22 protein-coding genes are annotated in these 23,973 nt (G+C 73.3%); 5 read left to right on the plus strand and 17 right to left on the minus strand.

The features are described from left to right. Positions 1 to 24 precede the first annotated feature (24 nt). The 3 genes from AB0953_RS20495 to AB0953_RS20505 form a co-directional block, all read right to left on the minus strand. Complete coding sequence (locus AB0953_RS20495; protein ID WP_366860922.1) at positions 25 to 708, minus strand: response regulator transcription factor; 684 nt, start codon at positions 706 to 708, stop codon at positions 25 to 27. A 38-nt stretch (positions 709 to 746) separates the two neighbouring features. After that, complete coding sequence (gene murJ, locus AB0953_RS20500) at positions 747 to 2,354, minus strand: murein biosynthesis integral membrane protein MurJ (protein ID WP_366860923.1); 1,608 nt, start codon at positions 2,352 to 2,354, stop codon at positions 747 to 749. Positions 2,355 to 2,479: 125 nt separating this feature from the next. Continuing rightward, positions 2,480 to 3,589 (minus strand): peptidoglycan bridge formation glycyltransferase FemA/FemB family protein, encoded by a 1,110-nt coding sequence (locus tag AB0953_RS20505; protein ID WP_366860958.1) that lies wholly within the window; start codon positions 3,587 to 3,589, stop codon positions 2,480 to 2,482. 358 nt (positions 3,590 to 3,947) lie between these two features. Between AB0953_RS20505 and AB0953_RS20510 the strand changes: the two genes are divergently transcribed. Beyond that, the gene (locus AB0953_RS20510) at positions 3,948 to 5,099 is read left to right on the plus strand and encodes an Ig-like domain-containing protein (RefSeq protein ID WP_366860924.1); all 1,152 of its coding nucleotides are present in this window, start codon (positions 3,948 to 3,950) and stop codon (positions 5,097 to 5,099) included. Between the two features lie 150 nt (positions 5,100 to 5,249). Then, a complete protein-coding gene (locus AB0953_RS20515; RefSeq protein ID WP_366860925.1) occupies positions 5,250 to 6,842 on the plus strand; it encodes a CocE/NonD family hydrolase in 1,593 nt (530 codons plus the stop codon). Here the strand turns inward: AB0953_RS20515 and AB0953_RS20520 are convergent. The 9 genes from AB0953_RS20520 to AB0953_RS20560 form a co-directional block, all read right to left on the minus strand. Beyond that, on the minus strand, positions 6,812 to 7,381 hold the full coding sequence (locus tag AB0953_RS20520) for a histidine phosphatase family protein (protein WP_366860926.1): 570 nt from the start codon (positions 7,379 to 7,381) through the stop codon (positions 6,812 to 6,814). The genes AB0953_RS20515 and AB0953_RS20520 overlap by 31 nt on opposite strands. Continuing rightward, positions 7,378 to 7,848 carry a DUF6278 family protein gene (locus AB0953_RS20525; RefSeq protein WP_366860927.1) on the minus strand — a complete coding sequence of 157 codons (471 nt, stop codon included), beginning with the start codon at positions 7,846 to 7,848 and terminating at the stop codon, positions 7,378 to 7,380. The genes AB0953_RS20520 and AB0953_RS20525 overlap by 4 nt, the downstream gene beginning before the upstream one ends. 81 nt (positions 7,849 to 7,929) lie before the next feature. After that, positions 7,930 to 8,721 carry an exodeoxyribonuclease III gene (locus AB0953_RS20530; RefSeq protein ID WP_366860928.1) on the minus strand — a complete coding sequence of 264 codons (792 nt, stop codon included), beginning with the start codon at positions 8,719 to 8,721 and terminating at the stop codon, positions 7,930 to 7,932. Between the two features lie 39 nt (positions 8,722 to 8,760). Continuing rightward, complete coding sequence (locus AB0953_RS20535) at positions 8,761 to 9,393, minus strand: MBL fold metallo-hydrolase (protein WP_366860929.1); 633 nt, start codon at positions 9,391 to 9,393, stop codon at positions 8,761 to 8,763. A 62-nt stretch (positions 9,394 to 9,455) separates the two neighbouring features. Further along, positions 9,456 to 10,046 carry a hypothetical protein gene (locus tag AB0953_RS20540; protein WP_366860930.1) on the minus strand — a complete coding sequence of 197 codons (591 nt, stop codon included), beginning with the start codon at positions 10,044 to 10,046 and terminating at the stop codon, positions 9,456 to 9,458. Then, the gene (locus tag AB0953_RS20545; RefSeq protein WP_366860931.1) at positions 10,043 to 11,272 is read right to left on the minus strand and encodes an ROK family glucokinase; all 1,230 of its coding nucleotides are present in this window, start codon (positions 11,270 to 11,272) and stop codon (positions 10,043 to 10,045) included. The genes AB0953_RS20540 and AB0953_RS20545 overlap by 4 nt, the downstream gene beginning before the upstream one ends. Continuing rightward, on the minus strand, positions 11,269 to 12,165 hold the full coding sequence (locus tag AB0953_RS20550; RefSeq protein ID WP_366860932.1) for an ATP-binding cassette domain-containing protein: 897 nt from the start codon (positions 12,163 to 12,165) through the stop codon (positions 11,269 to 11,271). The genes AB0953_RS20545 and AB0953_RS20550 overlap by 4 nt, the downstream gene beginning before the upstream one ends. Beyond that, a complete protein-coding gene (locus AB0953_RS20555; RefSeq protein ID WP_366860933.1) occupies positions 12,135 to 13,199 on the minus strand; it encodes an ABC transporter permease in 1,065 nt (354 codons plus the stop codon). Before AB0953_RS20555 ends, AB0953_RS20550 begins: the two co-directional genes overlap by 31 nt. Continuing rightward, positions 13,196 to 14,185, minus strand: coding sequence for a sugar ABC transporter substrate-binding protein (locus AB0953_RS20560; RefSeq protein WP_366860934.1), 990 nt, complete (start codon positions 14,183 to 14,185; stop codon positions 13,196 to 13,198). Before AB0953_RS20560 ends, AB0953_RS20555 begins: the two co-directional genes overlap by 4 nt. Positions 14,186 to 14,464: 279 nt before the next feature. Here AB0953_RS20560 and AB0953_RS20565 point away from each other — a divergent pair, with 279 nt between their 5' ends. Then, on the plus strand, positions 14,465 to 15,469 hold the full coding sequence (locus tag AB0953_RS20565; protein ID WP_366860935.1) for a Gfo/Idh/MocA family oxidoreductase: 1,005 nt from the start codon (positions 14,465 to 14,467) through the stop codon (positions 15,467 to 15,469). A gap of 18 nt (positions 15,470 to 15,487) precedes the next feature. Here the strand turns inward: AB0953_RS20565 and AB0953_RS20570 are convergent, their stop codons facing one another. From AB0953_RS20570 to AB0953_RS20580, 3 genes are all read right to left on the minus strand, one after another. Continuing rightward, the gene (locus tag AB0953_RS20570) at positions 15,488 to 16,675 is read right to left on the minus strand and encodes a cytochrome P450 (protein WP_366860936.1); all 1,188 of its coding nucleotides are present in this window, start codon (positions 16,673 to 16,675) and stop codon (positions 15,488 to 15,490) included. A gap of 101 nt (positions 16,676 to 16,776) precedes the next feature. Beyond that, on the minus strand, positions 16,777 to 17,706 hold the full coding sequence (locus tag AB0953_RS20575) for a DMT family transporter (RefSeq protein WP_366860937.1): 930 nt from the start codon (positions 17,704 to 17,706) through the stop codon (positions 16,777 to 16,779). A 121-nt stretch (positions 17,707 to 17,827) separates the two neighbouring features. Beyond that, positions 17,828 to 18,445: a dihydrofolate reductase family protein gene (locus AB0953_RS20580; RefSeq protein ID WP_366860938.1), complete on the minus strand. Its 618-nt coding sequence runs from the start codon at positions 18,443 to 18,445 to the stop codon at positions 17,828 to 17,830. 190 nt (positions 18,446 to 18,635) lie between these two features. Between AB0953_RS20580 and AB0953_RS20585 the strand changes: the two genes are divergently transcribed. Together AB0953_RS20585 and AB0953_RS20590 are read left to right on the plus strand one after the other, a co-directional pair. Next, entirely contained in the window at positions 18,636 to 20,291 is a 1,656-nt protein-coding gene (locus tag AB0953_RS20585) for a serine/threonine-protein kinase (RefSeq protein ID WP_366860939.1), read from the plus strand. A gap of 119 nt (positions 20,292 to 20,410) precedes the next feature. After that, complete coding sequence (locus AB0953_RS20590; protein ID WP_366860940.1) at positions 20,411 to 21,142, plus strand: SDR family oxidoreductase; 732 nt, start codon at positions 20,411 to 20,413, stop codon at positions 21,140 to 21,142. 156 nt (positions 21,143 to 21,298) lie between these two features. Here the strand turns inward: AB0953_RS20590 and alc are convergent, their stop codons facing one another. Both alc and allB read right to left on the minus strand, forming a co-directional pair. Then, positions 21,299 to 22,417: an allantoicase gene (alc, locus tag AB0953_RS20595; protein WP_366860941.1), complete on the minus strand. Its 1,119-nt coding sequence runs from the start codon at positions 22,415 to 22,417 to the stop codon at positions 21,299 to 21,301. Positions 22,418 to 22,419: 2 nt separating this feature from the next. Continuing rightward, positions 22,420 to 23,760: an allantoinase AllB gene (allB, locus tag AB0953_RS20600; protein WP_366860942.1), complete on the minus strand. Its 1,341-nt coding sequence runs from the start codon at positions 23,758 to 23,760 to the stop codon at positions 22,420 to 22,422. Positions 23,761 to 23,973 lie beyond the last annotated feature (213 nt).

Raw genomic sequence — 23,973 nt, forward strand, 5'->3', positions numbered from 1 at the left:
TTCCGCCCGGTCCCGCGCTTTCCCCTACAGCGGCCCGAAGCGGTAGCCGAAGCCGCGTACGGTCTGGATGTAGCGGGGTGCGGCCGCCGGGTCCCCGAGCTTGTGGCGCAGGCGCCGTACGCAGGCGTCCACGAGCCGGGCGTCGCCGTGGTAGCTGTGCTCCCAGACGTACTCCAGGAGCTGCTGGCGGGAGAAGACCTGCTCGGGCGAGGCCGACAGGTGCAGCAGGAGCTTGAGTTCGCTGGGGGCGAGGGCGAGGCGCTCGCCGTTCCTGGCGACGGTGAGCCCGGCGCGGTCGATGGCCAGCTCCGCATGGAACTCCACCCCGGGCCGGCCGCCCGGGGTGTCGCCGAGGCGGCGCAGGACGGCCTTGATGCGGGCCTCGATGACCTCGGTGCGGGCGGGTTTGACGATGTAGTCGTCGGCGCCGGCCTCGAGGCCGACGACGATGTCGAAGTCGTCCCCGCGCGCGGTCAGCATGATGATCGGGACCTGGCTGGTCTCGCGGATCCGGCGGCAGACCTGTACGCCGTTGATCCCCGGCAGCATCAGGTCGAGCAGGACCAGCTCCGGTCGGAAGGCCCCCATCAGGGCGAGGCCCCCCTCGCCGGTGTCGGCGGCGCGCACCTCGTGGCCGCGGCGGCGCAGGCCCAGCCCCACCCCCTCCCGTACGGAGGGGTCGTCCTCGATCAGCAGTACGCGTGGCATCCGGTCGGCATCCAAGGCGGCTCGGGGCCGGCCTCGCGCTAGCGGCCGCTCTTGCGCCGCAGGGAGGCCCGCAGGTCGGTGATCTCCGTCAGGCGCAGTGGCCCGGCGAGAAGGACGACGCCGAGAATGATCACCGCGGTTCCCGAGGCGGCCGCGGCGATGTCGCCGAGGCCCTCGGCGGCGCGGGCCGCCGCGTACCCGGCGGCTGCGGCGGGCACGGAGGCGGCCAGCAGCCGCAGGTGGGTGCCGAGGGCGGTGGCGCGGCCGGCTGCGCCCGCCGGCCCGTCCCGGCGCGGCCCGAGCCGCCGGGCGAGGGTGTGCGCGGTGACGGCGAGCCCGGCGAAGAGGGCGACGGTGTACGCGGCGGCCATGCCGGTGACCGCCCAGCGCGGCGGCAGCAGCAGGTACGCGGCCGCCGACAGCCCGGCGTTGAGGCCGGCGATGACCAGGTTGAGGAAGAACGGGGTGCGGGTGTCGGAGAGGGCGTAGAAGCCGCGGGAGAGGACGTACTGGCCGGAGAAGGCGATCAGGCCGGGCGCGAAGGCGGCGAGCATGCCGGCCATGGCCGCGACGTCGGCGGCGCCGGTGCGCCCGTAGCCGAAGACGCTGCCCATCACCCAGGGTGCGAGGGCGGCGAAGAGGGCTGCGGCCGGGACGACGAGGGCGGCGCTGGAGCGCAGCGCGTACGACACGTCGCGGCGGACGGCGGCGAGGTCGGCGTCGGCGGCGGCCGCGCTCATCCGGGGCATCAGGGCGGTGACGAGGGAGACGGTGACGATGCCCTGCGGGACGATCCACAGCTGGTAGGCGTTGCTGTAGGCGGTGTAGCCGGCGCCCCCGGCGAGGCCGGCCTCCACGGCCTGCCGGCCGGCGGTGGTGGACAGCCGGGTGACGACCCAGTAGCCGATCTGGTTGGTGAGCACGAGCAGGACGAGCCAGCCCGCGTTGCGCAGCGGCCGGGCCAGGCCCTGGCCGCGCCAGTCGAAGCGGGGGCGCCAGCGGAAGCGGGCGGCGCGCAGGGAGGGCAGCAGCGCGAGGGCCTGGACCACGATGCCGGCGGTGGTGCCGAGGCCGAGCAGGCGGGTGTCGGCGGCGCTCAGGCCGTCGGCGCCGTCGTGGGCGAGGTACAGGAAGAGCCCGAAGACGGTGATGATGACGAGGTTGTTGAGGACCGGGGTCCACATCATGGCGCCGAAGCGGCCGCGGGCGTTCAGGACCTGCCCGAGCAGGGTGAACAGCCCGTAGAACAGGATCTGCGGGAGGCAGTAGCGGGCCAGGGCCACGGTGGTGCTCGCCTGGGCGCCGGTGTACGGGGTGTACGCGGCCACGATCAGCGGGGCGGCCAGCACGGCGGCGGCCGTCAGCAGGACGAGCGCCGCGGTGCAGGCGGTCAGCAGCCGGTCGGTGTAGGCGGCCCCGCCGTCGGCGTGCTCCTTGGCGGCCCGGACCAGCTCGGGCACGAAGACGGCGTTGAGCGCGCCGCCGACGAGGAGCATGTAGAGGATGTTCGGGACGGTGTTGGAGACGGCGTACGCATCGCCGAGCAGCCCGGTGCCGAGCGCGGCGACGACCACGGCGGAGCGGACGAAGCCGGTGGCGCGGGAGACGACGGATCCGGCCGCCATGAGCGCGCCGCTGCGCAGCACCGAGCCCTTCTGCGGCCGTGGCTGCGGTACAGGGGCCGGTGCAGGGGCCCGTTCCGGTTCCGGTTCCGTTCCCCGCTGTGGTTCCGGTTCCGTCGCGGTGGCGGCCTGCCGGGTGGCGCCGGCCGTCACCGGCGGGCCAGGTAGGCCTGGAAGGCCTTGTAGAGCGCCGCGTTGGCGTATCCGTCCACGGGTGTCTCCCACTCTCCGAGCGTTTCGACGACCTGCCCGCCGGTGCCGAGCTTCCAGCGCAGCAGCCCGAACGAACGTGCGTCGGGGTCGAGGGTGGAGGGTACCCCGCGCATGTCGTATTCGTCCGCTCCGAGGGCATGCGCGTCCCGCATCATGCGCCACTGCAGGGCGTTGCTCGGGCGCACCTCGCGGCGGTGGTCGGCGGAGGCGCCGGTCTGGTACCAGACCCGGCTGCCGGTGGTGATCATCGTGTGGGCGGCGAGCACCTCGCCCTGGTGGACGGCGAGGTAGAGCCGCATCCGGCCCGGCATTTCGGCGTTGAGGGCCGCGTACTGCCGCTCGTAGTAGGCGAGCGAGCGGCCGAGGCGGAAGCCGTCGCGCTCCTCGGTGATGCACAGCAGGCGGTGGAACTCGGGCAGGTCGGCGGCGGTCCCCAGGAGCGTCTCCACTCCCGCCTTCGCGGCCTTGCGCACATTGCGCCGCCACTCCTGGTTGAGCCCGGCCCACAGGTCGGCCGGGGTGCGGCCGGCGAGCGGGACGCGGAAGACGTGGCGGGGCTGGGCGTCGCCGTCGTCCTCGCCCCCGCAGCGCCGCCAGCCGCGGGTGCGCAGCCGGTCGGCGAGCGCGGCCCCGGCCGGGTCGACCTCGGTGGCCAGGACGTCGGAGACCTGCCGGCCCGGCCCGGTGGCGGCCTTGAGGGCGGCGGCGTCCCAGCGGCGGTAGGCGGGTGCGGGGCCCATGCGCACGGCGAAGGCGCCGGCGGCGCGCAGGTGGCGCAGGAGCGGGTTCAGCCACCGGTCGAGGTACGGGTCGGACCAATCGGCGACGGGGCCCTCGGGGAGGTAGGCGAAGTATTTGCGGGTGCCGGGGAATTGGCGGTAGAGAACGAGTCCGCCGCCGGCGATTTCGCCGTCCGGGTAGTGCCATCCGACCCTTTCCGAGCGCCAGAGGTCCTTTACTCCGGCCCAGGAGGGGTACTGCAGAAAGCTTGCATTCCGGTTCCGGGAAAGGAAGGACAGGTATTCCGCTTCCGACAGGGAACGCACCTGCAGTTCCCGGCGGGGGTCCTGGTCGTGGGGCCGCCGTTCGGCGGTCGCGAGCAGTGCGCACACGGCTGAGGGCCTTCCTGTCCGTCCGAGGGGCGAGGGGGGAATGCGCAGGACTCTCACAGGCGCCCGTGACCGGTCGGCGCGGGGATTGTGACCGAACGATGACCGTTTTGCTGCGGTCGACGTCACACGGCGAAAGCCGGAGCTTTTCGGCGGATTGCGCAACCTACAGTCGCCCTGTCTGCATCCCTCTGTGCGGACGTCCACTGCCGCTGCCGCTTGAAAGGGCCCTTCGTTGAGCCGTACACGCCGTTCCGCAACCATCCGCCGTGCCGCGTTGGCGGGTACCGCACTCATGGCCGCCGCACTGACCGCCTGTAGCGGCGGCTCCGGCGGCGGGGGCGCCGACGGCAAGGCGGAGACGGAGAAGAAGCCGGACATGGCGATCTCCGTGAACCTCACGGGCGACCAGGCCAAGCCCGGCGAGCCGGTGACGGTCACCCTGGCCGCGGGCAAGCTGGCGCAGGTGAAGGTCTCCGACGGCAAGGGCGGCGAGCTGCCCGGGAAGATAGCCGACGACGGCCGGACCTGGACCTCCGAGCGCAACGCGGCGCCGGGCACGGACTACAAGGTCGAGGCGCAGAACACCGACAGCCAGAGCGCGAGCGCCCGGTTCAAGACGACGGCCGCGGACAAGGTGAACAAGGTCGCGATCGTCCCCGGCAAGGGCTCGACGGTGGGCGTGGCCCAGCCCGTCTCGCTGGTCTTCGACAACCCGGTGAAGAACAAGGCCGAGGTGGAGAAGCACCTGAAGGTGACCACCTCGAACAACACCGAGGGGTCCTGGGGCTGGTTCAAGGACTACACCGGCAACGACCGGGTGGACTGGCGGCCGAAGGACTACTGGAAGTCCGGCACCGAGGTCAAGGTCGAGATGAACCTCAACGGCGTGGACTCGGGCCAGGGCGGCGGCTACTTCGTCCGCGACTACGTCACCGACTTCAAGATCGGCAAGGACCGGCGGCTCCAGGTCGACCTGGACGCGAAAAAGATGTCGGTGGTCGAGGACGGCCGGACGGTGAAGACGATCCCGGTCTCCGCGGGCACGCCGGGCGGCCAGAAGGCCTCGTGGTCCGGGAAGATGGTGCTGATGTCCAAGGAGGGCACCATCCGGATGGACTCCCAGACGGTGGGCCTGGGTGACTCCTACGACAAGATGGTCGACTACTCGATGCGCGTGACCTGGTCCGGCATGTACATCCACGCCGCCCCGTGGAACGCGGGCAAGTTCGGACAGGTCAACGCCAGTTCCGGCTGCGTGGGCATGAGCGACTCCGATGCGAAGGCGCTGTTCGAGATGGCCCAGGTCGGCGACGCGGTCGAGGTCACCGGCAACGGCTCCAAGGGCAAGGCCGACATCGGCAACGGCTTCGGCGAGTGGAACCTGTCCTGGGAGGACTGGAAGGCCAAGAGCGCCCTGAACGGGGTGGCCCCGCAGAACGGCTGAACGGCTGAACGGCTGAACGGCCGGAAAGAACGCCCGGCTGACCAATCGTTACCAGTGCGTAACTTACTGGTGGGTTACCGCGGGTAAGGTCCGCCGGTTACCGTCGGGTCACTTAGACCCCCGGACACCGGCGCACGCGAGGAGCCCTCGATGGTCCGCACCCCCACCGCGGCGGCCGTGGCGGCCGCCCTGACCGTGGCCGCCCTGGGCCTGGCCCCCACGCAGGCCCTGGCGGAGACCCCGGCCCCGGCCCCCGCCACCGCCACCGTCCCGGCCTCGCCGGAGCTGCGCTTCCACGACATCCCGGGCTCCGGCGGGATCACCCTGAAGGGCAACGTCCTCACCCCGGCCGACGCCGCGCCCGGCCGCACGTACCCGCTGATCGTGCTCCCGTCGAGCTGGGGCATGCCGCAGGTCGAGTACATCGCCCAGGCCAAGAGGCTCGCCGACTCCGGCTACGTGGTGGTGAGTTACACCTCCCGCGGCTTCTGGCTCTCCGGCGGCCACGTCGAGGTGGCCGGCCCGCCCGACGTCGCCGACGTCTCCGCCGTCATCGACTGGGCCCTCGCCCACACCCCGGCCGACGCCGGCCGCATCGGGGTCGGCGGGGTCTCGTACGGCGCGGGCATCAGCCTGCTCGCCTCCGCGCACGACTCCCGCATCAAGGCCGTGGTCGCGCTCAGCGGCTGGGCCGACCTCATCGAGTCCATCTACTCCGGCCGCACCCAGCACGTCCAGGCCGCTGCCCTGCTCGGCGCGGCCGGCTACCTCACCGGCCGCCCGAGCCCCGAACTCCATCAGGTGCTGAGCGACTTCGCCGGCTCCCGACTCGACCGCGAACAGCAGCTGATCGACTGGGGGCGCCGGCGCTCGGCCTCCGAGCAGGTCGACCGGATCAACACCAACGGCGCCGCGGTCATGCTCGGCAACGCCTGGGGCGACACCATCTTCCCGCCCAACCAGTACGGCTCCTTCTACGAGAAGCTGACCGGCCCCAAGCGGCTGGAGTTCCGCCCCGGCGACCACGCCACCGCCGAGGGCAGCGGCCTGTTCGGCCTGCCGAACGACACCTGGACCAACGCCCACCGCTGGTTCGACCGCTACCTCAAGGGCGAGCGCAACGGGGTGGACACCGAGGCCCCGGTGCAGATCAAGTCCCGCAGCAGCGAGGGCTACGAGGGCTACCCCGACTGGAAGGCCGTCGGCGCGGCCGCCACCGAGAAGCTCCCCCTCACCGACACCGAGCACGTCTTCACCGGCGTCGACTCCGGCGCCGACGGCGGCATCGTGCTGCTCTCCAGCGCCCTCGACCAGTTCGTGAAGGCTCCCCCGGCCGCGGCCGTCCCGCTCCTGCCGCGGGCCTTCGCGGCGGTCTGGCAGTCCGGGCGCCACGACACGGACAAGCGCATCCGCGGCACGGCCAGGCTGCACACCACGGTCACCCCGACCCGGTCCGACGGCACGTTCATCGCCTACCTCTACGACGTGGGCCCGCTCGGCATCGGCAAGCTGGTCACCAACGCCCCGTACACCTTCCACGGCAGGACCCCCCACCAGCCCTTCGGCGTGGACCTCGACCTCTTCTCGACCGCGTACGACGTCCCCGCGGGCCACCGCCTGGCCCTGGTCATCGACACGGTGGACCCCCTGTACATCGAGCACAACCCCCTGGCCGCCCAGCTCACCTTCACCTCCCCCCGCACCGACCCCTCCTACGTCGCGGTTCCCCTGCGCGAGAAGTGACGGGGGAGCGTATAGCTCCAGCCCTCCTGCCAGCCGAAGGGGGCGTCGACCAGGTCCTCGAGGGAGGCGCCGGCCAGCAGGCAGTCGAGGGCCCACTTGTTGGCGGAGTGGGCGATGAGCAGGACCCGCCGCCCGCTCCAGCCGGCGGCCAGGTCGTGGAGGAAGTCCTCGGTGGCCGCGACGACCTGGCGGTAGCTCTGGCCGCCTCCGGGGTACGGGGCGTCGATGTGGCGGGAGCGCCGGCCTTCCAGGGCCGCCACCGGGCAGCCGTTGAGCTCGCCGTAGTCGCATTCGCGCAGCCGCGGGTCCCGGTGGACGGGGACGGCGGTGCCGGCGAACGCGATCCGGGCCGTCTCCACCGCCCGGTGCAGGTCCGAGACGAAGACCGCGGCGAGCCCGTCGTCGCGGCGCCGTTCGCCGAGCCGGGCGGCGAGCCGCCGGCCCGTCGCGGAGAGGCGGCCGGGCAGCCGGCCGGTGGCGATGCCGCGCTCGTTGTCCTCGGTCAGCGAGTGGGTCTCGTAGACGATGTCGACGCTCATGCCGCTCCCTCTTCCGGAGGCCGGACGCCCCCTTCGGACGCCTCCGCGTACGCCTGGGAGAGCTCCGGGGAGCCGGTCATCGCCCAGGAGACCCCCCACTCGATCACGTTCAGCTCGCGGCCCGAGGCCAGGCGGATCGCCGGCTGGCCGTTCGGCCAGACCTGCCAGGCGGCGCCCAAGCGGGAGCGGACGATCACGGTGCCCAGGTAGAAGCCGGCGTCGTTGCCGAGCCAGGGGACGATCTCGGGGTCCCGGCGCCAGCGGGGCATCAGCTGGTCCAGCGCCTCCAACGAGGCGGGGCTCCCGTCGAGTTCGAGCCCCGCCGCCCGCGCGTGGACGCGCAGCACCTCGCATTCCGAGAACAACTCGTTGACGCCCTCGGGGTCCTGCGCGAGGGCGGCGGCCAGTCCCGCACCCCGTTCCGTGTCGTTCCGGTTGAGCCAGTGGTCCAGGAAGGGGATGTTCATGTCGCCCAGCCTGGCACCAGGACGCCCGCCTGGCCACAGGGCGCGCCTGGATCCGGCCCGGCGGCGCCGGGCCTGCGGCCGCTACGCGCCGGGGTCGAGGTCGAGGTCGACGACGACGGGGGCGTGGTCGGAGGCGCCCTTGCCCTTGCGCTCCTCGCGGTCGACGTAGGCGTCGGTGACGGCCTTGGCGAACGGCTCGTTGCCGTACACCAGGTCGATGCGCATGCCGCGGTTCTTGGGGAAGCAGAGCTGGCGGTAGTCCCAGTACGTGTACGGGCGGTCGTACTTCAGGGGGCGCGGCACCACGTCGGCCAGGCCGGCGTCGCGCAGGGCCTCCAGCGCGGCGCGCTCGGCGGGGGTGACGTGGGTGAGGCCCGCGAAGAGCGCCGGGTCGTAGACGTCCTCGTCGGTCGGGGCCACGTTGAAGTCGCCGAGCACGGCGAAGGGGCGCGGGCCGGCCGCGTCCGCGGCGACGGCCGCGGTCAGGGCGCGCAGCCAGTCGAGCTTGTAGCCGTAGTGGTCGTGCTCGACCTCGCGGCCGTTGGGCACGTACACCGACCACAGGCGCACGCCGCCACAGGTGGCGGAGATCGCCCGGGGCTCCTGGACGCCCTCGTAGTCGGGGCCGCCGGGCAGGCCCGTGACCACGTCCTCCAGGCCGACCTTGGAGATCAGCGCCACGCCGTTCCACCGGCCGGTGGCGTTGACGGCCGCCTCGTACCCGCGCTCGCGCAGCTCCGCGTGCGGGAACTGCTCCGCGGAGCACTTGGTCTCCTGGATGCAGACGACGTCCGGGGCTGAGGACTCCAGCCACGCCAGCAGGCGGGGCAGCCGGGCGGTGATCGAGTTGACGTTGAACGTGGCGATACGCATGACGTCCAACCTACCGCCCGGCACCGACAGCGGCCGGGCTCACACCTCGGCGGTGTCCCCCGCGGCCAGACGGCTGTGCGGAGCGCCGCCGAGGGCCTCCAGCGCGTAGTCGTAGATCGGGCGGGCGATGTCCGACAGATAGGCGTCGTGGATGTCGATCGCGACGGCCGGCTTGACCTCGCGGACGTAGTCGATCACTTCGCCGACCTTGTTCCAGGGCGCGTGGACCGGCAGCATCAGCGTTTCCACGGGGACGCCGGGGACGGTCAGGGCGTCGCCGGGGTGGAAGAGGGAACCCTCGACCAGGTAGCCGACGTTGGTGACCCGGGGCATGTCCGGGTGGATCAGGGCGTGCAGTTCGCCGTGCACCTGCACCTCGAAGCCTGCGGCGGTGAAGGCGTCGCCGTTGCCGACGGTGCGGACGCGGCCGGGGTAGGCGGGGGCGAGCTGCCGGGCGACGCTGTCCAGCGTCCACAGCTGAGCTGCCGGGTTGGCGTCGAGGGCGGCGCGCAGCCGGCCCTCGTGGAAGTGGTCGGGGTGCTCGTGCGTGACGAGCAGCGCGTCGGCTCCGAGGCCCGCGTCGGGCTCGCTGAAGGCGCCCGGGTCGATGACGAGCACGCGCCCGTCCTTCTCGAGCTGGACACAGGAGTGCAGCCGCTTGGTGAGCTTCATGATCCCAGGCTAGCGGCCGGCCCCGGGCCGGGCGGGGCGCTCCGCCCGGACCGCTGCGCGGCCTACGGGACCGCGGTGGAGACCACGTAGACGCGGGGTTTGCCCGGGTCGGTGAGGTCGACGGTGACGTCGCGGGTGGGGCGCGGGTCGGGCTGTTCGAGGGTGATGCCGTACCAGGCGTTGTTCGGGCCCCAGCTCCAGCCGGCCACCGAGGCGTCGTGGGCGTCGATGGTGACCCCGCGGGTCAGGGACCCGCGGCCGGTGCCGACGTCGGCGAGGAAGGTGTCCAGGTCGGCGGGGGTGACCGCGAACTGCACGTACAGCCGGCTGGTGTGCCAGTTGTTGGTCTCCAGGAAGCCGACCTTCCAGGCCTTCTCCGGGATGGGCACGTCGTAGATGCTGCGCTGCACCCGGGAGGGCCAGCCGGGGCGGACCTTGCTCGCGCCGACCTTGGCGGCCTTGTCCCGGCCGCTCTGCCGGCTCTGCTGCGCGGAGACGGCGAGGTAGCCCGCGGGCACGCCGACCAGCAGCAGGATGATGATGGCGGTGATCCACCGGCGTTTGACGACGTGCTTGCGGTCCTCCGCCGTGGAGGTCGGCGCGCCGCCCTCGTCGGGGGCGGGCGCCTGGCGGGGCAGGGTGGGCGGTGTCACTGCTGTTCCTGGTCCTGCTGGGGGGTGCGGGCCTGCTGGTTGTGGTCGTGGCCCAGTTCGTTCCGGGCCTGCTCGTCGCGGTCCTCGGGGGCCGGCGTGTCCCGGCGGCCGAGCCGAGCGTAGCGCTCGTGGCGCTCGACGCGCCTGCGGGTGGCGCGGCGGAAGCGCCGGGCGACCAGGCGGGCCAGGTCGGCCGCGCCGACCATGCCCGCCTCGGGGCCGAGCTGGGCCTTGGCGATGCGGGCCTCGGGGCGGTAGCCGCGGCCGGTGAGGTGGCGGCGGAAGGCGTCGCGGGCCGGGCCGATCAGGAGGTCGTCGGCGGCGCTGACGCCGCCGCCGATGACGAAGCACGCCGGGTCGAGGGCGGCGGCGAGGTTGGCGAGGCCGACGCCGAGCCACTGGCCGATGTCCTGGAGCAGCTCGACGCACATGGCGTCGCCCTCGCGGGCGAGCTCGGTGATGAGCGGCCCGGTGATCTCGTGGACGTTGCCGCCGACCCGGGCGATGATGCCGTACGCGACCGGGGAGTCGGCGGCGGCCAGCTCGCGGGCCTCGCGGACCAGGGCGTTGCCGGAGCTGTACTGCTCCCAGCAGCCGCGGTTGCCGCAGGGGCAGCGGTGGCCGCCGGGGACGACCTGCATGTGGCCGAACTCGCCGGCGACGCCGAACCTGCCGCGCTTGACCTGGCCGCCCTCCAGGATGGCGCCGCCGATGCCGGTGCCCAGCGTGATCATGACGAGGTGGTCCTCACCGCGGCCGGCACCGAAGCGCCATTCCGCCCAGGCGGCCGTGTTGGCATCGTTGTCCACCATGACGGGGACGGCGAGGCGGGACTGGAGGGCGTCGCGCAGCGGCTCGTCGCGCCAGGCCAGGTGGGGGGCGAACAGCACGCGGGAGCGGTCGGCGTCGACCCAGCCGGCGGCGCCGATGCCGACGGCGTGCACGTCGTGCCGGTCGGAGAGGTCCAGGACCAGTTCGACGATGGTGTCCTCGACGACCTTGGGACTCTTGGACTTGTCGGGGGTCTCGGTGCGGATCTGCTCCAGGATGACGCCGTCGGCATCGACGACGCCGGCCATCACCTTGGTGCCGCCGATGTCGATGCCGACGGTCGGGACGCGCGGGGCGGTCAGGTGCGACCGGCGCTCACGGGTGCCGATGGTCCGCAGGACGGTGCTCCGCGCTGCCCCCCGGTGGGTGAGCGTGAAGTCCCGGTACGTGCTCATCGAGTCGTGTCGTCCCTCTGGGTGTCGGTCCCCGGGGCGCCGGGGGTCCCGGTCCGGGTGCGGGTCGTCGTGTCGGTCGTCGGACCCGATTCTGCCACCCGCCCCAGTTCGTGGCTCAGCTCCTCCAGCTCGGAGCCGCCGGCCATCTGCCGGGTGAGCTCGTCGAGGGTGATCGAGTCGCGGGTGTGGCTGCCGGCCATGGTGCCGCGCTTGAGCAGGACGAAGCGGTCGCCGACGAGGTGGGCGTGGTGCGGGTTGTGCGTGATGAGGACCACGCCGAGGCCGGCGTCCCGGGCGGCGGCGACGTACTTCAGGACCACGCCGGACTGCTTCACGCCGAGGGCGGCGGTGGGCTCGTCCAGGACGAGGACCTTCGCGCCGAAGTACACGGCGCGGGCGATGGCGACGCACTGCCGCTCGCCGCCGGACAGGGTGCCGATCGGCTGGTCGACGTCGCGCAGGTCGATGCCCATGCGCAGCAGCTCGGCGCGGGTGGTCTCGCGCATGGCATCCACGTCGAGGCGGCGGAAGGGGCCGCGGCCGCGGGTGGGCTCGGAGCCGAGGAAGAAGTTCCGCCAGACCGGCATGAGCGGGACGACGGCGAGGTCCTGGTAGACGGTGGCGATGCCGCGGTCGAGGGCGGCGCGCGGGTTGGCGAGGACGGTCTCCTCCCCCTCGATCTCGAAGCTGCCGGCGTCGTGCTGGTGCAGCCCGGAGATGATCTTGATGAGGGTGGACTTGCCGGCGCCGTTGTCGCCGAGCACGCAGGTGATCTCGCCGGCGGAGACCTCCAGGGAGACGCCCTGGAGGGCGCGGATGTTGCCGTAGTACTTGCTGACCCCGGTCAGCTTCACCAGCGCGCTCACTTGGCCTCCGCCCGCTTGCGGACCCATGCGTTGAGCAGCGCGGCGAGCAGCAGCATGGCTCCGAGGAAGAACTTGAACCAGTCCGGGTTCCACTGGGCGTAGACGATGCCGTTGCTGGTCATGCCGAAGATGAAGGCGCCGACGGCCGCGCCGATCGCGGAGCCGTAGCCGCCGGTCATCAGGCAGCCGCCGATGACGGCCGCGATGATGTACAGCAACTCGTTGCCGACGCCCTCGCCGGACTGGACCACGTCGTACGAGAACAGGATGTGCTGCCCGGAGATCCAGGCGCACAGGGCGACGCCCATGTAGAGGCCGATGCGGGTCTTGACGACGGGGACGCCGACGGCGCGGGCGGCATCGGCGCCGCCGCCCACCGCGAAGATCCAGTTCCCGGCGCGGGTGCGCAGCAGGATCCAGGTGGCGACGGCCACCAGGGCCAGCCACCACAGGATGGTGACCTTGAGGGTGACCGAGCCGACGGTCCACTGGGAGGCGAAGAGGGCGCGGGCGGAGGGGAAGCCCTCCATGTCGGCGATGGTCTTGGTGGAGACGGTGCCGGTGATGAGCTTGGTGAAGCCGAGGTTGAGCCCGGTCAGCATCAGGAAGGTGCCGAGCGTGATGATGAAGCTGGGCAGCCTGGTGCGGATCAGCATGAATCCGTTGAAGAACCCGATGGCCAGGGTGACCAGCAGCGACACGAGGACGCCGACCCAGACGTTGGCGGTCATCTGGTAGCTGAACATCGAGCTGATCAGCGCCGAGCTGGTCACCATGACGCCGGCGGAGAGGTCGAACTCCCCGCCGATCATCAGCAGGGCCACCGGGACCGCCATGATCCCGATGGTGGAGGCCGAGTACAGCACCGTGCTCAGGCTGGAGGCCTTGAGGAAGCTGTCGGCGGCGAAGCAGAAGAAGACGAAGACGGCGCCGGCGCCGACGACCGCGCCGAGCTCGGGGCGGCCGAGCAGGCGGCGCAGCAGGGAGACGGGCGCGAGGCGCTCGTCGGCGGAGCCCGCGGAGGCCGGGGGCGGCGCCGGGGCGGGGGCCAGGGCGCTCATCGGGTGCCCCGCTTGATGTAGTCCTCCAGCTTGGCGGCCTGGTCGGCGGTGACGATCTGCGGGCCGGTGAGCACAGGGCGGCCGCCGCCGAGCACGTCCGCGTTGTAGCGGTACAGCCACAGCAGGTCGATGGCCTCGTACCCCTGGAGGTAGGGCTGCTGGTCCACGGCGAAGCCGATGCCGCCGGACTTCAGGTCGCGGGCGACGGACTCGTTGAGGTCGAAGGTGTCGACCTCGGCCTTGCTGCCGGCGGCCTCCTTCGCTTTGATCGCGGTGGGCGCGAAGGGCGCGCCGAGGGTGAGCACGGCGTCGACGGAGGGGTCGGCCTGGAGCTTCGCCTGGACGGCCGCCTGGACGGAGGGCATGTTGGTGCCCTCGACGTACAGGTTCTCCATGCTTCCGCCGCCTGCGGCGAAGGTCTTCTTGGCGCCGGCGCAGCGCTGCTCGTGGCCGACGTTGCCCTGCTCGTGCAGGACGCAGACCGCCTTCTTGCGGCCGCGCCGGGCCAGCTCGGTGCCGACCGCCTCACCGGCGATCTCCTCGTCCTGGCCGATGTGGGCGAGGGCACCGTACTGCGCGGACTGGGCGGATCCGGAGTTCACCGTGATCACCGGGATGCCGGCCTTGACGGCCTTGGCGACGACGTCCTTGAGGGCCTCGGGCTTGGCCAGGCTCACCACGATGCCGTCGACCTTCTGGTCGATGGCGTTCTGCACGAACTGGGCCTGCTGCTGTGCCTGGTCGTCGTGGGCGTAGACGAAGTTGATGTTGTCCTTCGCCGCGGCCTCCTTGGCGCCCTTCTGGACGATGTCCCAGAAGGTGTCGCCGTCTCCCGCGTGGGTGACCATCGCGAAGGTCCAGCGCGGCGTGGACACGGCGGGCCGGCCCGCCGCGGCGGCCTTGGCCCGCTCCTCGGCGCGCTTGCCGCCCGTACTGCTGCATCCCGCCAGGGAGGCCCCCAGCACCGCGGCGAGCACGGCGCCCACGACGCGTACCCCTGTCCCGACCCTAGCCACGTCTGCGTGCCTGCCCTTCCCTCGTCCTGCGTACTGCCTGCCATGGTCTGTGTACGGCCGTGTGCGGCCGGGAGTGCGGCCGGTGTGCCGTCGATGCCAAAGCGGTCATTCCGGTTCCAGCCGCCCAGTATCCGCCACAGTGCACCTTGTGAGGTCATCGGGGGCTTCGAGGCGATCCCGGCCAACCGTGCCATCGGTGACCTCTCCGGGCAGATTGACAGCTCCTGCGGACGGGGTCAGGTTGAGTGCATGCGCATCGGGGTGATCGGAACGGGCCGGATCGGCTCCTTCCACGCGGCGGCGCTGGCACGCCACCCGGACGCCGGCTCGCTGCTGCTCGCCGACGCGGTCCCGGAGCGGGCCGCGCGGCTCGCCGACCGGCTCGGCGCCACGGCCGCGCCCTCCGTGGAGCAGGTCTTCACCTGGGGCGTGGACGCGCTGGTGGTGGCCTGCTCCACCGACGGGCACGCCGGGCTGGTCGTACGGGCCGTGCGGGGCGGGCTGCCGGTGTTCTGCGAGAAGCCCCTGGCGGCGGACCTCGCCCGGACGCTGGCGGTGCTGCGCGAGGTGGAGGCGGCGCGCGGGGTGCTCCAGCTGGGCTTCATGCGGCGCTTCGACGCGGGCTGCCGCACGGCGCGGGAGCTGGTGCGCTCCGGGGCGCTGGGGCGGCTGCACACCGTACGGACGATGACGGCCGATCCGGCGCCGCCGCCCGCCGCTTACCTGGCGGCGTCCGGGGGCCTGTACCGGGACTGCCTGGTGCACGACTTCGACATGGTCCGCTGGGTGACCGGGCGCGAGGTCACCGAGGTGTACGCGACCGGCTCGGACGCGGGTCCCGTGCGGTTCCGGGAGCTCGGCGACGTGGACACGGCCGCGGCCCTGCTGACGCTGGACGACGCCACGCTGGCCACCTGCACGGGCACGCGCTGCAACGGCGCCGGGTACGACGTGCGCATGGAGCTCGCCGGGGAGCTCGACCAGATCTCCTCCGGGCTGGACGACCGTACGCCGATCGCCTCGACGGAGCCGCACGGCCCGCCCCCGGCCGGCCGGCCGTGGACGGGGTTCCTGGAGCGGTTCCGGCCCGCGTACGAGGCGGAGCTGGCCGCCTTCGTACGGCTGGTGCGCGGCGAGGGCCCCAACCCGTGCGACGGCCGGGAGGCACTGGCCGCGCTGCGGATCGCCGAGGCGTGCGAGCTGTCGCGGCGGGAGCGGCGCCGGGTGGTGCTGGAGGAGCTCCCGGACCTGTGAGCGGGGCACGCGCCGCGCCTACCAGCGCACCGGCAGCCGGCTCACTCCGCGCATCAGACTCCCCGTGACCCAGACCGGCGCCCCGGCGGCCGGGTCCTCGGCCAGGCCGGGGAAGCGTTCCAGCAGGCCGCGGATGGCGATCTTGCCCTCCATACGGGCGAGCGGTGCGCCGAGGCAGAAGTGCAGGCCGTGGCCGAAGGCGAGGTGGCCCTGCGGGGCGCGCCGGATGTCGAAGGCGTCGGGGTCGGCGTAGCGGCCGGGGTCGCGGTCGGCCGCCCCCAGCGAGACCACGACGGTGGCGCCGGCCGGGATGGTGCTGCCGCCGAGCCGCAGCTCCTCGCGGGCGTAGCGGAAGGTGGCGTTCTGGACGGGGCCCTCGTAGCGGAGCATCTCCTCCACCGCCCCGTCGAGCAGGCCCTCGCAGTCGGCGCGCAGGTCGGCGAGCTGGTCGGGGTGGGCGAACAGGGCCCGGATGCCGTTCGCGACGAGGTTGACGGTGGTCTCGTGGCCGGCGATCAGCAGCAGGAAGGCCATCCCGATCAGCTCGTCGTGGGAGAGGCGGTCGCCGTCCTCGTCGCGGGTGCGGATGAGGGCGCCGAGCAGGTCGTCGGCCTCCTCCTTCGCCTTGGCCTCGATGAGCTCGCCGAGGTAGAGGCTGAGCTGCTGGTGCGGGGCGGTGATGGGGGCGCCGGCCGTCGGGGAGACGACCTCCTTCGACCAGTGGCTGAAGCGGGCGCGGTCGAGGTCGGGCACGCCGAGCAGCTCGCAGATGACGGTCATCGGCAGCGGGAAGGCGACGGACTCGATGAGGTCGGCGGTGCGCTCCGGGCGGGCGGCCATCGCGTCGAGCAGCTCGTCGGTGATCTGCTGGACGCGGGGGCGCAGCGCCTCGACGCGGCGGGCGGTGAACTCGCGGGCGACCAGCCTGCGCAGCCGGGTGTGGTGCGGCGGGTCGGACTCCAGCATGTTGAAGTTGGCCGGCGTGTGGGCGACGTCGGGCAGGCTGGCGCGCCAGTCCTTCGACAGGCCCGGGTGGTTGAGGGCCTGTCGGGCCTCCTGGTGGCCGACGACGATGAAGGTCGGCTCGTACGCGGCGGCCGTGACGCCGACCCGGTGCACCGGGCCCGCCGCGCGCAGCCGGGCGTAGTAGGAGTACGGGTCGGCGTGGAAGTCCGCGGAGTTGCCGCTGATATCCGGTTGAGGCATGTGGCCACCCTACGGCGGCAGTTGATCCGGCTACCCGCCGGTTTCCGGTCACTCCGGGGACGGGCAACCGGCCACGCGTTCCCGTCCGGCGGGCGGGCGGCTCAGGCGGACGCGGCCCGGCGCCCCCAGGCCGTGCCCGCCAGGACGAGCGCGGCGCCCGCGAGGACGGCCGGGGCCGGGTGCTCGCCGCCCAGGGCGATGCCGGCGGCGGCCGCCCACAGGGGCTCGGTGCCCAGGAGGAGGCTGACGCGGGAGGGCGAGGTGCGGCGCACGGCCCACATCTGAACGAAGAAGGCGAAGAGGGTGCACAGGACGGAGAGGAAGGCGAGCCCGGCCCATGCGGCGGGGCCGAAGGCGGCGGCCGCCGCCCAGGGGCCGTCTCCGGTGCCGGGCACGGCGGCGAGGACGGCGAAGACGCCGGTGGCGGCGGCGAGCTGGACGGTCGTCAGGGAGAGCGAGTCGGCGTCGCGGACGGCGGTCGTCCGGGCGGTGAGCAGCACGTGGAGGGTGCGGGCGAGGGCGGCGCCGAGGATCAGCAGGTCGCCGAGGCCGGGGGCGGCGAGGCCGGCGCCCTGGGTGAGCAGGACGACACCGGCGACGCAGAGGCCGGCGGCGGCCAGGAACGCCGGGGAGGGCGCCCGGCGTTGCAGGGCGGCCTCGGCGAGCGGCGTGAAGATCATGGTGAGGCTGATGATGAGCCCGGCGTTGGTGGCGGAGGTGTGGACGACCCCGTAGGTCTCCAGGACGAAGATCCCGCCGAGGACGAGTCCGAGCAGGGCCGCCGCGCGCAGCTGCCCGGCGTCCAGCGTGCGCAGCCGCTGCCACCCGGCGAGGACGAGCACGGGCAGGACGAGGGCGAAGCGGAGCACCAGCACCGCGACCACGGTGTCCGCGGTGGTGATGCCCTTGGCCGCGAGGTAGCTGCCGCCCCAGACGACGGCGACGGCCAGGACCGGCAGGTCGGCGAGCCAGGGGCGGCGCGGGGCGGTGGTGCGGCCGGGCAGGGCGGCCGAGGCGGCGGTCGAGGTCACCGGGGGTTCTCCAACGGCTCGTCAGCGGGTGGAGACGTCGGCGGCTCGCACGGGTGCGGGGCCACCGTACCGCCGGCCGATCATGCCGGTCGAGCGGTTTCGGTACGGGGCGGCGGCCGCATCAGAAGCTGCCGAACGCGGCGCGCCCCGTGGGGCGGTAGGTGTGGATGGCCGTGCCGCGCTCCGTCGTGCGCGAGGCGGTCAGCTCGTACGCGGTCGGCAGCCCGCCCGTCGGGAACAGCCGGCGCCCCGCACCGAGGAACACGGGGAACACCAGGAGGTTCAGCTCCTCCACCAGGTCCCGTGCCAGCAGCCACTGCGCGAGCCTGCCGCTGCCGTGCACCTGCAGCTCGCGGTCCTCCCCCAGCGCGTCCTTGACCCGCACGATCTCGCTCTGCAGCTGTTCGCCGTCGATGACGGTGGTGCGGGCCCACTGCGGGTCCTTCAGCGTGGTGGAGGCCACGTACTTGGGCAGGGTGTTGAGGCGGCTCGCGATCGGGTCGGCGGGGTCGTCGTGCTGCGGCCAGTACCCGGCGAAGATCTCGTACGTCCGGCGCCCGAGCAGGAAGGCCCCCACCCGGTCGAAGACCTCCGTCATGAACGCGCCCATGCCCTCGTCGGCGAACGGCACGAGCCAGCCGCCGTAGGCGAAGCCGCCGCTGCGGTCCTCGTCGGGGCCGCCGGGGGCCTGCATCACGCCGTCGAGGGTGACGAAGGTGGTGAGGGTCAGCTTGGCCATGGCTCTGCGCTCCGGGGTAGGGGTCCGTTCAGTGGTTCAGACTCCCGGGCCGCCGGCGACTCATCGCTGCGGCGCGCTCGGAGCCCCCTCCGATTGCCGCCACCGGCCCGCCCCCCGCATAGGCTGCCGCTGATCAATTCATCGGTTGATCAGGTGATACGTGCATCACGGGAGTCGGGGGAGAAAGCCGATGGACAGCACCACCGAGGTGTTCGGGCCGCTGCAGGGGGACGATCCGCAGGCCGTGGCCGGCTACCGGCTCGCGGCCCGGATCGGCGCGGGCGGCATGGGGCGGGTCTACCTGTCGCACACGCAGGGCGGGCGCCCGGTGGCCATCAAGGTGGTCCGGCCGGAGCTGGCGGAGGACCCGGACTTCCGGCGGCGCTTCCGGCGCGAGGTGGAGGCGGCCCGCCGGGTGCGGGGTGCGTACACCGCCGAGCTGGTCGACGCCGACGCCGACGGGGCGCAGCCCTGGCTGGCCACGCTGTACGTGCCGGGGCCCTCGCTGGCCGAGGCGGTGGCGCGGCGGGGGGCGCTGCCGGTGCCGGCCGTGCTGTGGCTGATGGCCGGGGTGGCCGAGGCGCTCCAGGCCATCCACGCGGCGGGCGTGGTGCACCGGGACATGAAGCCGTCGAACGTCCTGCTGGCCGCCGACGGACCGCGGGTGATCGACTTCGGCATCTCGCTGGCCTCCGGGGTCTCCTCGCACACCGCCGCGGGCACCACCGTCGGCACCCCGGCGTTCATGGCCCCCGAGCAGGCGGCGGGCGGCGAGGTCACCCCGGCCACCGACGTGTTCGCGCTGGGCCAGACGGCGGCGTTCGCGGCGCTGGGCGAGACGCTGTACGGGGACGGGCCGCAGCTGGGCGTGCTCTACCGGATCGTGCACTCCGCCCCCGACCTGTCGGGCCTGCCGGAGGCGCTGCGGCCGCTGATCGCCCGCTGCCTGGCCGCCGATCCGGCGGAGCGGGCCACCCCGGCCGAGATCGTGCACGCCTGCCGCAGCCGGCTCGGCGCGGAGGACGGCGGCGGGGGCCCGGCCGTCTGGCGGGAGGTCATGGGGCCGGAGCTCTCCGTACCGGGCCCGGTGCCGGATCCGACCCCGGTGCACACCCTGGCGGCGCCGGCTGGTGCCGGGGCGGCCGCTGCGGGGGCGGCCTCGCCCTGGGCGCCTCCGCCGGAGCCGGGCAGGGTGCAGGACCCGCGGGCGCGCCGGCGGCGCACCGCGCTGATCGCCCTGGCCGCGGTGACGGCGACGGGGCTGCTGGCCGGGCTGGGCTGGCTGCTCGGGGAGCGGGCGGACGGGGCGGGCGGACGGGCCGAGGGCGCGAAGGGCCCGGCCGGTTCAGCCCGTGCCGCCTCGGGCCCTTCCGCCTCGGCCCCCTCCTCCGCGCGCCCGGGAGCCTCCGCCGGCGGGCCGGCGTCGGGGGCGAAGTCCTCCCCCGACGCCCCGCGCCCCGTGCAGGCGTTCCCCTATCCCGGCGTCCTGCTGGACGAGAAGGGCTCGCTGAGCCTCCAGGACGGGGCGGTGCGCGAGGACCGCAAGGGCGACGTCCGCCTCGAATGCGACGAGGTCGACTGCGACCTCGTCAGCGACTCCAGCGCGATCCTCATGTCGTACGGCAGCCCGGGACTCTCGGCCGACGACTGCCGGGCGCTCCTGCCCACGGCCAAGCCCACGCGCTGGCCGCTCGCCTCGGCGGCGGCCGGCAGCGAGTTCTGCATCCGGCAGCCGTCGGGCGACATCGGCGTGCTCGTGCTCCAGACCAAGTCGACGCCGGTCCGGGTGAAGGGCCTGGGCAGCTTCCTGCGGGCGGACCTGACGGTCTGGCGCTCCCGGAGCTGACGCCCCGCCGGCCCCGCCCGGCGCCCCGAACGCGAGGACGGATTCCTGCCAGCGGCGCTCACTCCGTGCCGGTTTCATTGAACCCGCAACCAAGTGGGCGGCACGACGAGGAGGGTTCCATGAGCGGCAAGGCGGCGTTCGTGACGGGTGGCAGCCGGGGCATCGGGGCTGCGGTGGCGGTACGGCTGGCCGAGGAGGGGGCCGATGTCGCGATCAGTTACGTGCACGACGCCGAGGCGGCTGCCGAGGTCGTCGGGAAGATCGAGGCCCTGGGCCGGCGGGCGCTGGCGGTCCGGGCGGACGCCGGGGACGCCGAGGCCGTGGCCGGGGCGGTGCAACGGGCCGCCGAGGAGTTCGGGCGGCTGGACGTGCTCGTCAACAACGCGGGCATCGGCGTCCTCGGGCCGATCGAGACCCTCGGCGCGGCCGACGTCGACCGGGTGCTCGCGGTGAACGTCCGCGGGGCCTTCGCGGCCGCGCAGACGGCGTCCCTGCTGATGGAGCGCGGCGGACGGATCGTCACCATCGGCACCTGCATGACCCAGCGGGTCCCCGGCCCGGGCGGCACGCTGTACGCGATGAGCAAGTCCGCGCTGACCGGCCTGACCAAGGCGCTGGCCCGGGAGCTGGGCGGGCGCGGGATCACGGCCAACATCGTGCACCCCGGGCCGACGGACACCGCGATGAACCCGGCGGACGGGGAGTACGCGCAGGGCCAGCGGGCGATGACCGCGCTCGGCCGGTTCGGCACGCCGCAGGAGGTGGCCCACGTGGTGGCCTTCCTCGCCGGGGACGGGGCCGCGTACGTGACGGGCGCCGAGTACTCCGTCGACGGCGGCCACGCGGCCTGAAGGGGTCGGGGCCGTCGGCCCGGCCGCCGGGGCCGTACGTGCCGAAGGGGCGCACCCGTACCTGGTGGTACGGGTGCGCCCCACGGGCTGTCCGGGACCTCGGCGGTTCCGGTGACCCCGGGGGTGTCGGCCCCCGGGGCGGTACTGCGGGCGGGGTCAGCCGCCGAGCTCCTGGTTGCGGGCCGCGAGCGCGGCCGCGCCGGCCTCCGTCAGGGAGCCGTACAGGCGCAGGCGGGAGAAGCCGCCGTCCGGGAAGATGTCGATGCGGACGTGGGTGCCGACCGCCGGGGCGTCCAGCACGAAGCGGTGGTTGGTGTCGGGCTGCAGGCGGGTGCGCGGGAGGAACTCCTGCCACTCGCCCTCCTCGCCGGTCTTGACGGACAGCGAGGCCCAGCCGGCGGAGTTGCCCTTGAGGTAGGCGGTGTCGATCTCGACCGCGCGGATCTCGGACTCGGCGACGAGCTGGTAGCGGATCCAGTCGTTGCCGTTGTCGCGGCGGCGGGCGGTCTCCCAGCCGTCGTCCATCTTGCGGGAGCGGCCCGGGTTGATGGTGTTGGTCGGCGGGGAGTAGAAGCGGTTGGACGCGTCCTGCACCGCGCCGCCGTTCTCCAGCGCCACCACGTCGAAGGAGCCGAGCGCCGCCAGCCACTCCGGGTCCGGCAGGACCTCGCCGTAGACGCGCAGGCGGGCGATGCCGCCGTCGGGGTGCTGGTTGACGCGCAGGTGCGTGAAGCGCTGCTCGACGCCCACCTCGAAGCCGTTGGCCGCGTGGCCGCCGACCGGCGTGCGCGGGACGAGGACCGTCCACTTCACGTCGTCGCCGAGGAGCTCCTCGGGGGTCGGGGCGAGCGCCCCCTCCCAGTTGGTGCCCTCGATGGAGACGGCCTGCGGCATGTTGCCGCGGAAGTGGGCGGTGTCGACGACGATGCCGCGGATCACGCCGGGGGCGCCCAGGCGGACGAGCGCCCAGTCGTGGTCCTCGGCGGTGGGCCAGGGCTGCTCGGCGGAGACGCCGCGGCGGCGGCGGGTCTCCCAGCCGTCCATGACCTTGCCCTTGTGTCCGAAGTCCTCGGGGTCGAAGTGCGCGGCCTCGGAAACCAGCAGGTTCTCGCGCTGGGCGAAGAACTCGTCGTTGGCGGCGATGACACCGGCGCCGAGCTCGCGGGCGGCGAGGTTCGCGTACTGGGTGAACGGGAACTCGGCCGTGCGGTAGTCGGCGTACGGGTCGCCGCCTCCGTACGGGTTCGCGTTGCCGGTGAAAGAAGGGATCGCCACGGTCAGTTCTGCCTTTCGAGGAGGAGGCCGGTGGGCTCGGACGGGGTGCCGTGGTCGGCGATCTGCGTACCGCGCAGCCAGGTGGACTTCACGACGCCGTGCAGGGTCTTGCCCGCGTACGCCGTGACCTGGTTGCGGTGGTGCAGCTCGGCCGGGTCCACGGTGAAGGTCTCTTCGGGGGCGAGCACCGCGAAGTCGGCGTCGCGGCCGGCCTCGATGGCGCCCTTCCGGTCCAGGCCCGCCAGGCGGGCCGGGGCGGTGGACATCCATCGGACGACGTCCTCCAGGCTGCGGCCGCGCCTCCTGGCCTCGGTCCAGATGGCCGGCAGGCCCAGCTGGAGGGAGGAGATGCCGCCCCAGGCGGTGGAGAAATCGGCCGTCTTGAGGTCGGCGGTGGAGGGCGAGTGGTCCGAGACGATGCAGTCGATGGTGCCGTCGGCGAGGGCGTCCCACAGCAGGTCCTGGTTGGCGGCCTCGCGGATGGGCGGGCAGCACTTGAACTCGCTGGCGCCGTCGGGCACTTCCTCGGCCGTGAGGGTCAGGTAGTGCGGGCAGGACTCGACGGTGATCTGCACGCCCTCGGCCTTGGCGGCGGCGATCAGGGGGAGCGCGTCGCTGGAGGACAGGTGCAGGACGTGGACGCGCGCGTTCAGCCGCCTGGCCTGGGCGATCAGGTTCTCGATCGCGGTGTTCTCGGCGTCGCGCGGGCGGGAGGCGAGGAAGTCGGCGTACTTCGGGCCGGGGACGACGGGCGCGGAGTCGAGGTGGTGCGGGTCCTCGGCGTGGACGATCATCAGGCCGCCGAAGCCGGTGATCTCCGCGAGGGAGGCGGCGAGCTGGTCCTGGTCGAGCTGCGGGAACTCGTCAACGCCGGAGGGCGACAGGAAGCACTTGAAGCCGAAGACGCCGGCGTCGTGCAGCGGGCGCAGGTCCTTGACGTTGTCCGGCAGGGCGCCGCCCCAGAAGCCGACGTCCACGTGCGCCTTGGCGCGGGCGACGTCCTGCTTCACGATGAGGTGGTCGACGGTGGTGGTGGGCGGCAGGGAGTTCAGCGGCATGTCGAGGATCGTGGTGACGCCGCCGGCCGCGGCGGCGCGGGTGGCCGTCCAGAAGCCCTCCCACTCGGTGCGGCCCGGGTCGTTGACGTGGACGTGGGTGTCGACCAGGCCGGGGAGCAGGACGTCGTCGCCGAAGTCCTCGAGCCGGGCGCCGTCCGGTACCTCGGCGTCGTGCGGCAGGACGGCGGCGATCTTCCCGGCGGCGACGGCGACCGAAGCGGCGCGCGTCCCCTCGGGAGTGATGACGCGGGTCGAGCGCAGTACCAGTTCCACGTGGTCGGACACCCCGGAACCTCCCCATCTACTTCCACAGAGCGAAATTCAACGTTCTGTTGACGGAGTCTTCATGCCGATCCGGAGCCAGTCAAGAGCGTCCGGACACTGCACCGACACGCTGCGGCCGCACTTGGAGGTTTCCACAGCATGGAATTAAGATTTCGCTATTCAGAATGTAGCTATCACCACCGGGGGGTGTGCGGGTAACTTCCCCAGCACCTC

Origin of the sequence: Streptomyces sp. NPDC046866, from assembly GCF_040704625.1 — a bacterium.
GTDB lineage: Bacteria > Actinomycetota > Actinomycetes > Streptomycetales > Streptomycetaceae > Streptomyces.

Coding starts and splice junctions, on each gene's coding strand:
- AB0953_RS20495 (WP_366860922.1), bottom strand. CDS start 708: ATGCCACGCGTACTGCTGATCGAGGACGACCCCTCCGTACGGGAGGGG.
- AB0953_RS20510 (WP_366860924.1), top strand. CDS start 3,948: ATGGCCGCCGCACTGACCGCCTGTAGCGGCGGCTCCGGCGGCGGGGGC.
- AB0953_RS20515 (WP_366860925.1), top strand. CDS start 5,250: ATGGTCCGCACCCCCACCGCGGCGGCCGTGGCGGCCGCCCTGACCGTG.
- AB0953_RS20520 (WP_366860926.1), bottom strand. CDS start 7,381: ATGAGCGTCGACATCGTCTACGAGACCCACTCGCTGACCGAGGACAAC.
- AB0953_RS20525 (WP_366860927.1), bottom strand. CDS start 7,848: ATGAACATCCCCTTCCTGGACCACTGGCTCAACCGGAACGACACGGAA.
- AB0953_RS20530 (WP_366860928.1), bottom strand. CDS start 8,721: ATGCGTATCGCCACGTTCAACGTCAACTCGATCACCGCCCGGCTGCCC.
- AB0953_RS20535 (WP_366860929.1), bottom strand. CDS start 9,393: ATGAAGCTCACCAAGCGGCTGCACTCCTGTGTCCAGCTCGAGAAGGAC.
- AB0953_RS20545 (WP_366860931.1), bottom strand. CDS start 11,272: ATGAGCACGTACCGGGACTTCACGCTCACCCACCGGGGGGCAGCGCGG.
- AB0953_RS20550 (WP_366860932.1), bottom strand. CDS start 12,165: ATGGGTCCGCAAGCGGGCGGAGGCCAAGTGAGCGCGCTGGTGAAGCTG.
- AB0953_RS20555 (WP_366860933.1), bottom strand. CDS start 13,199: ATGAGCGCCCTGGCCCCCGCCCCGGCGCCGCCCCCGGCCTCCGCGGGC.
- AB0953_RS20565 (WP_366860935.1), top strand. CDS start 14,465: ATGCGCATCGGGGTGATCGGAACGGGCCGGATCGGCTCCTTCCACGCG.
- AB0953_RS20570 (WP_366860936.1), bottom strand. CDS start 16,675: ATGCCTCAACCGGATATCAGCGGCAACTCCGCGGACTTCCACGCCGAC.
- AB0953_RS20580 (WP_366860938.1), bottom strand. CDS start 18,445: ATGGCCAAGCTGACCCTCACCACCTTCGTCACCCTCGACGGCGTGATG.
- AB0953_RS20585 (WP_366860939.1), top strand. CDS start 18,636: ATGGACAGCACCACCGAGGTGTTCGGGCCGCTGCAGGGGGACGATCCG.
- AB0953_RS20590 (WP_366860940.1), top strand. CDS start 20,411: ATGAGCGGCAAGGCGGCGTTCGTGACGGGTGGCAGCCGGGGCATCGGG.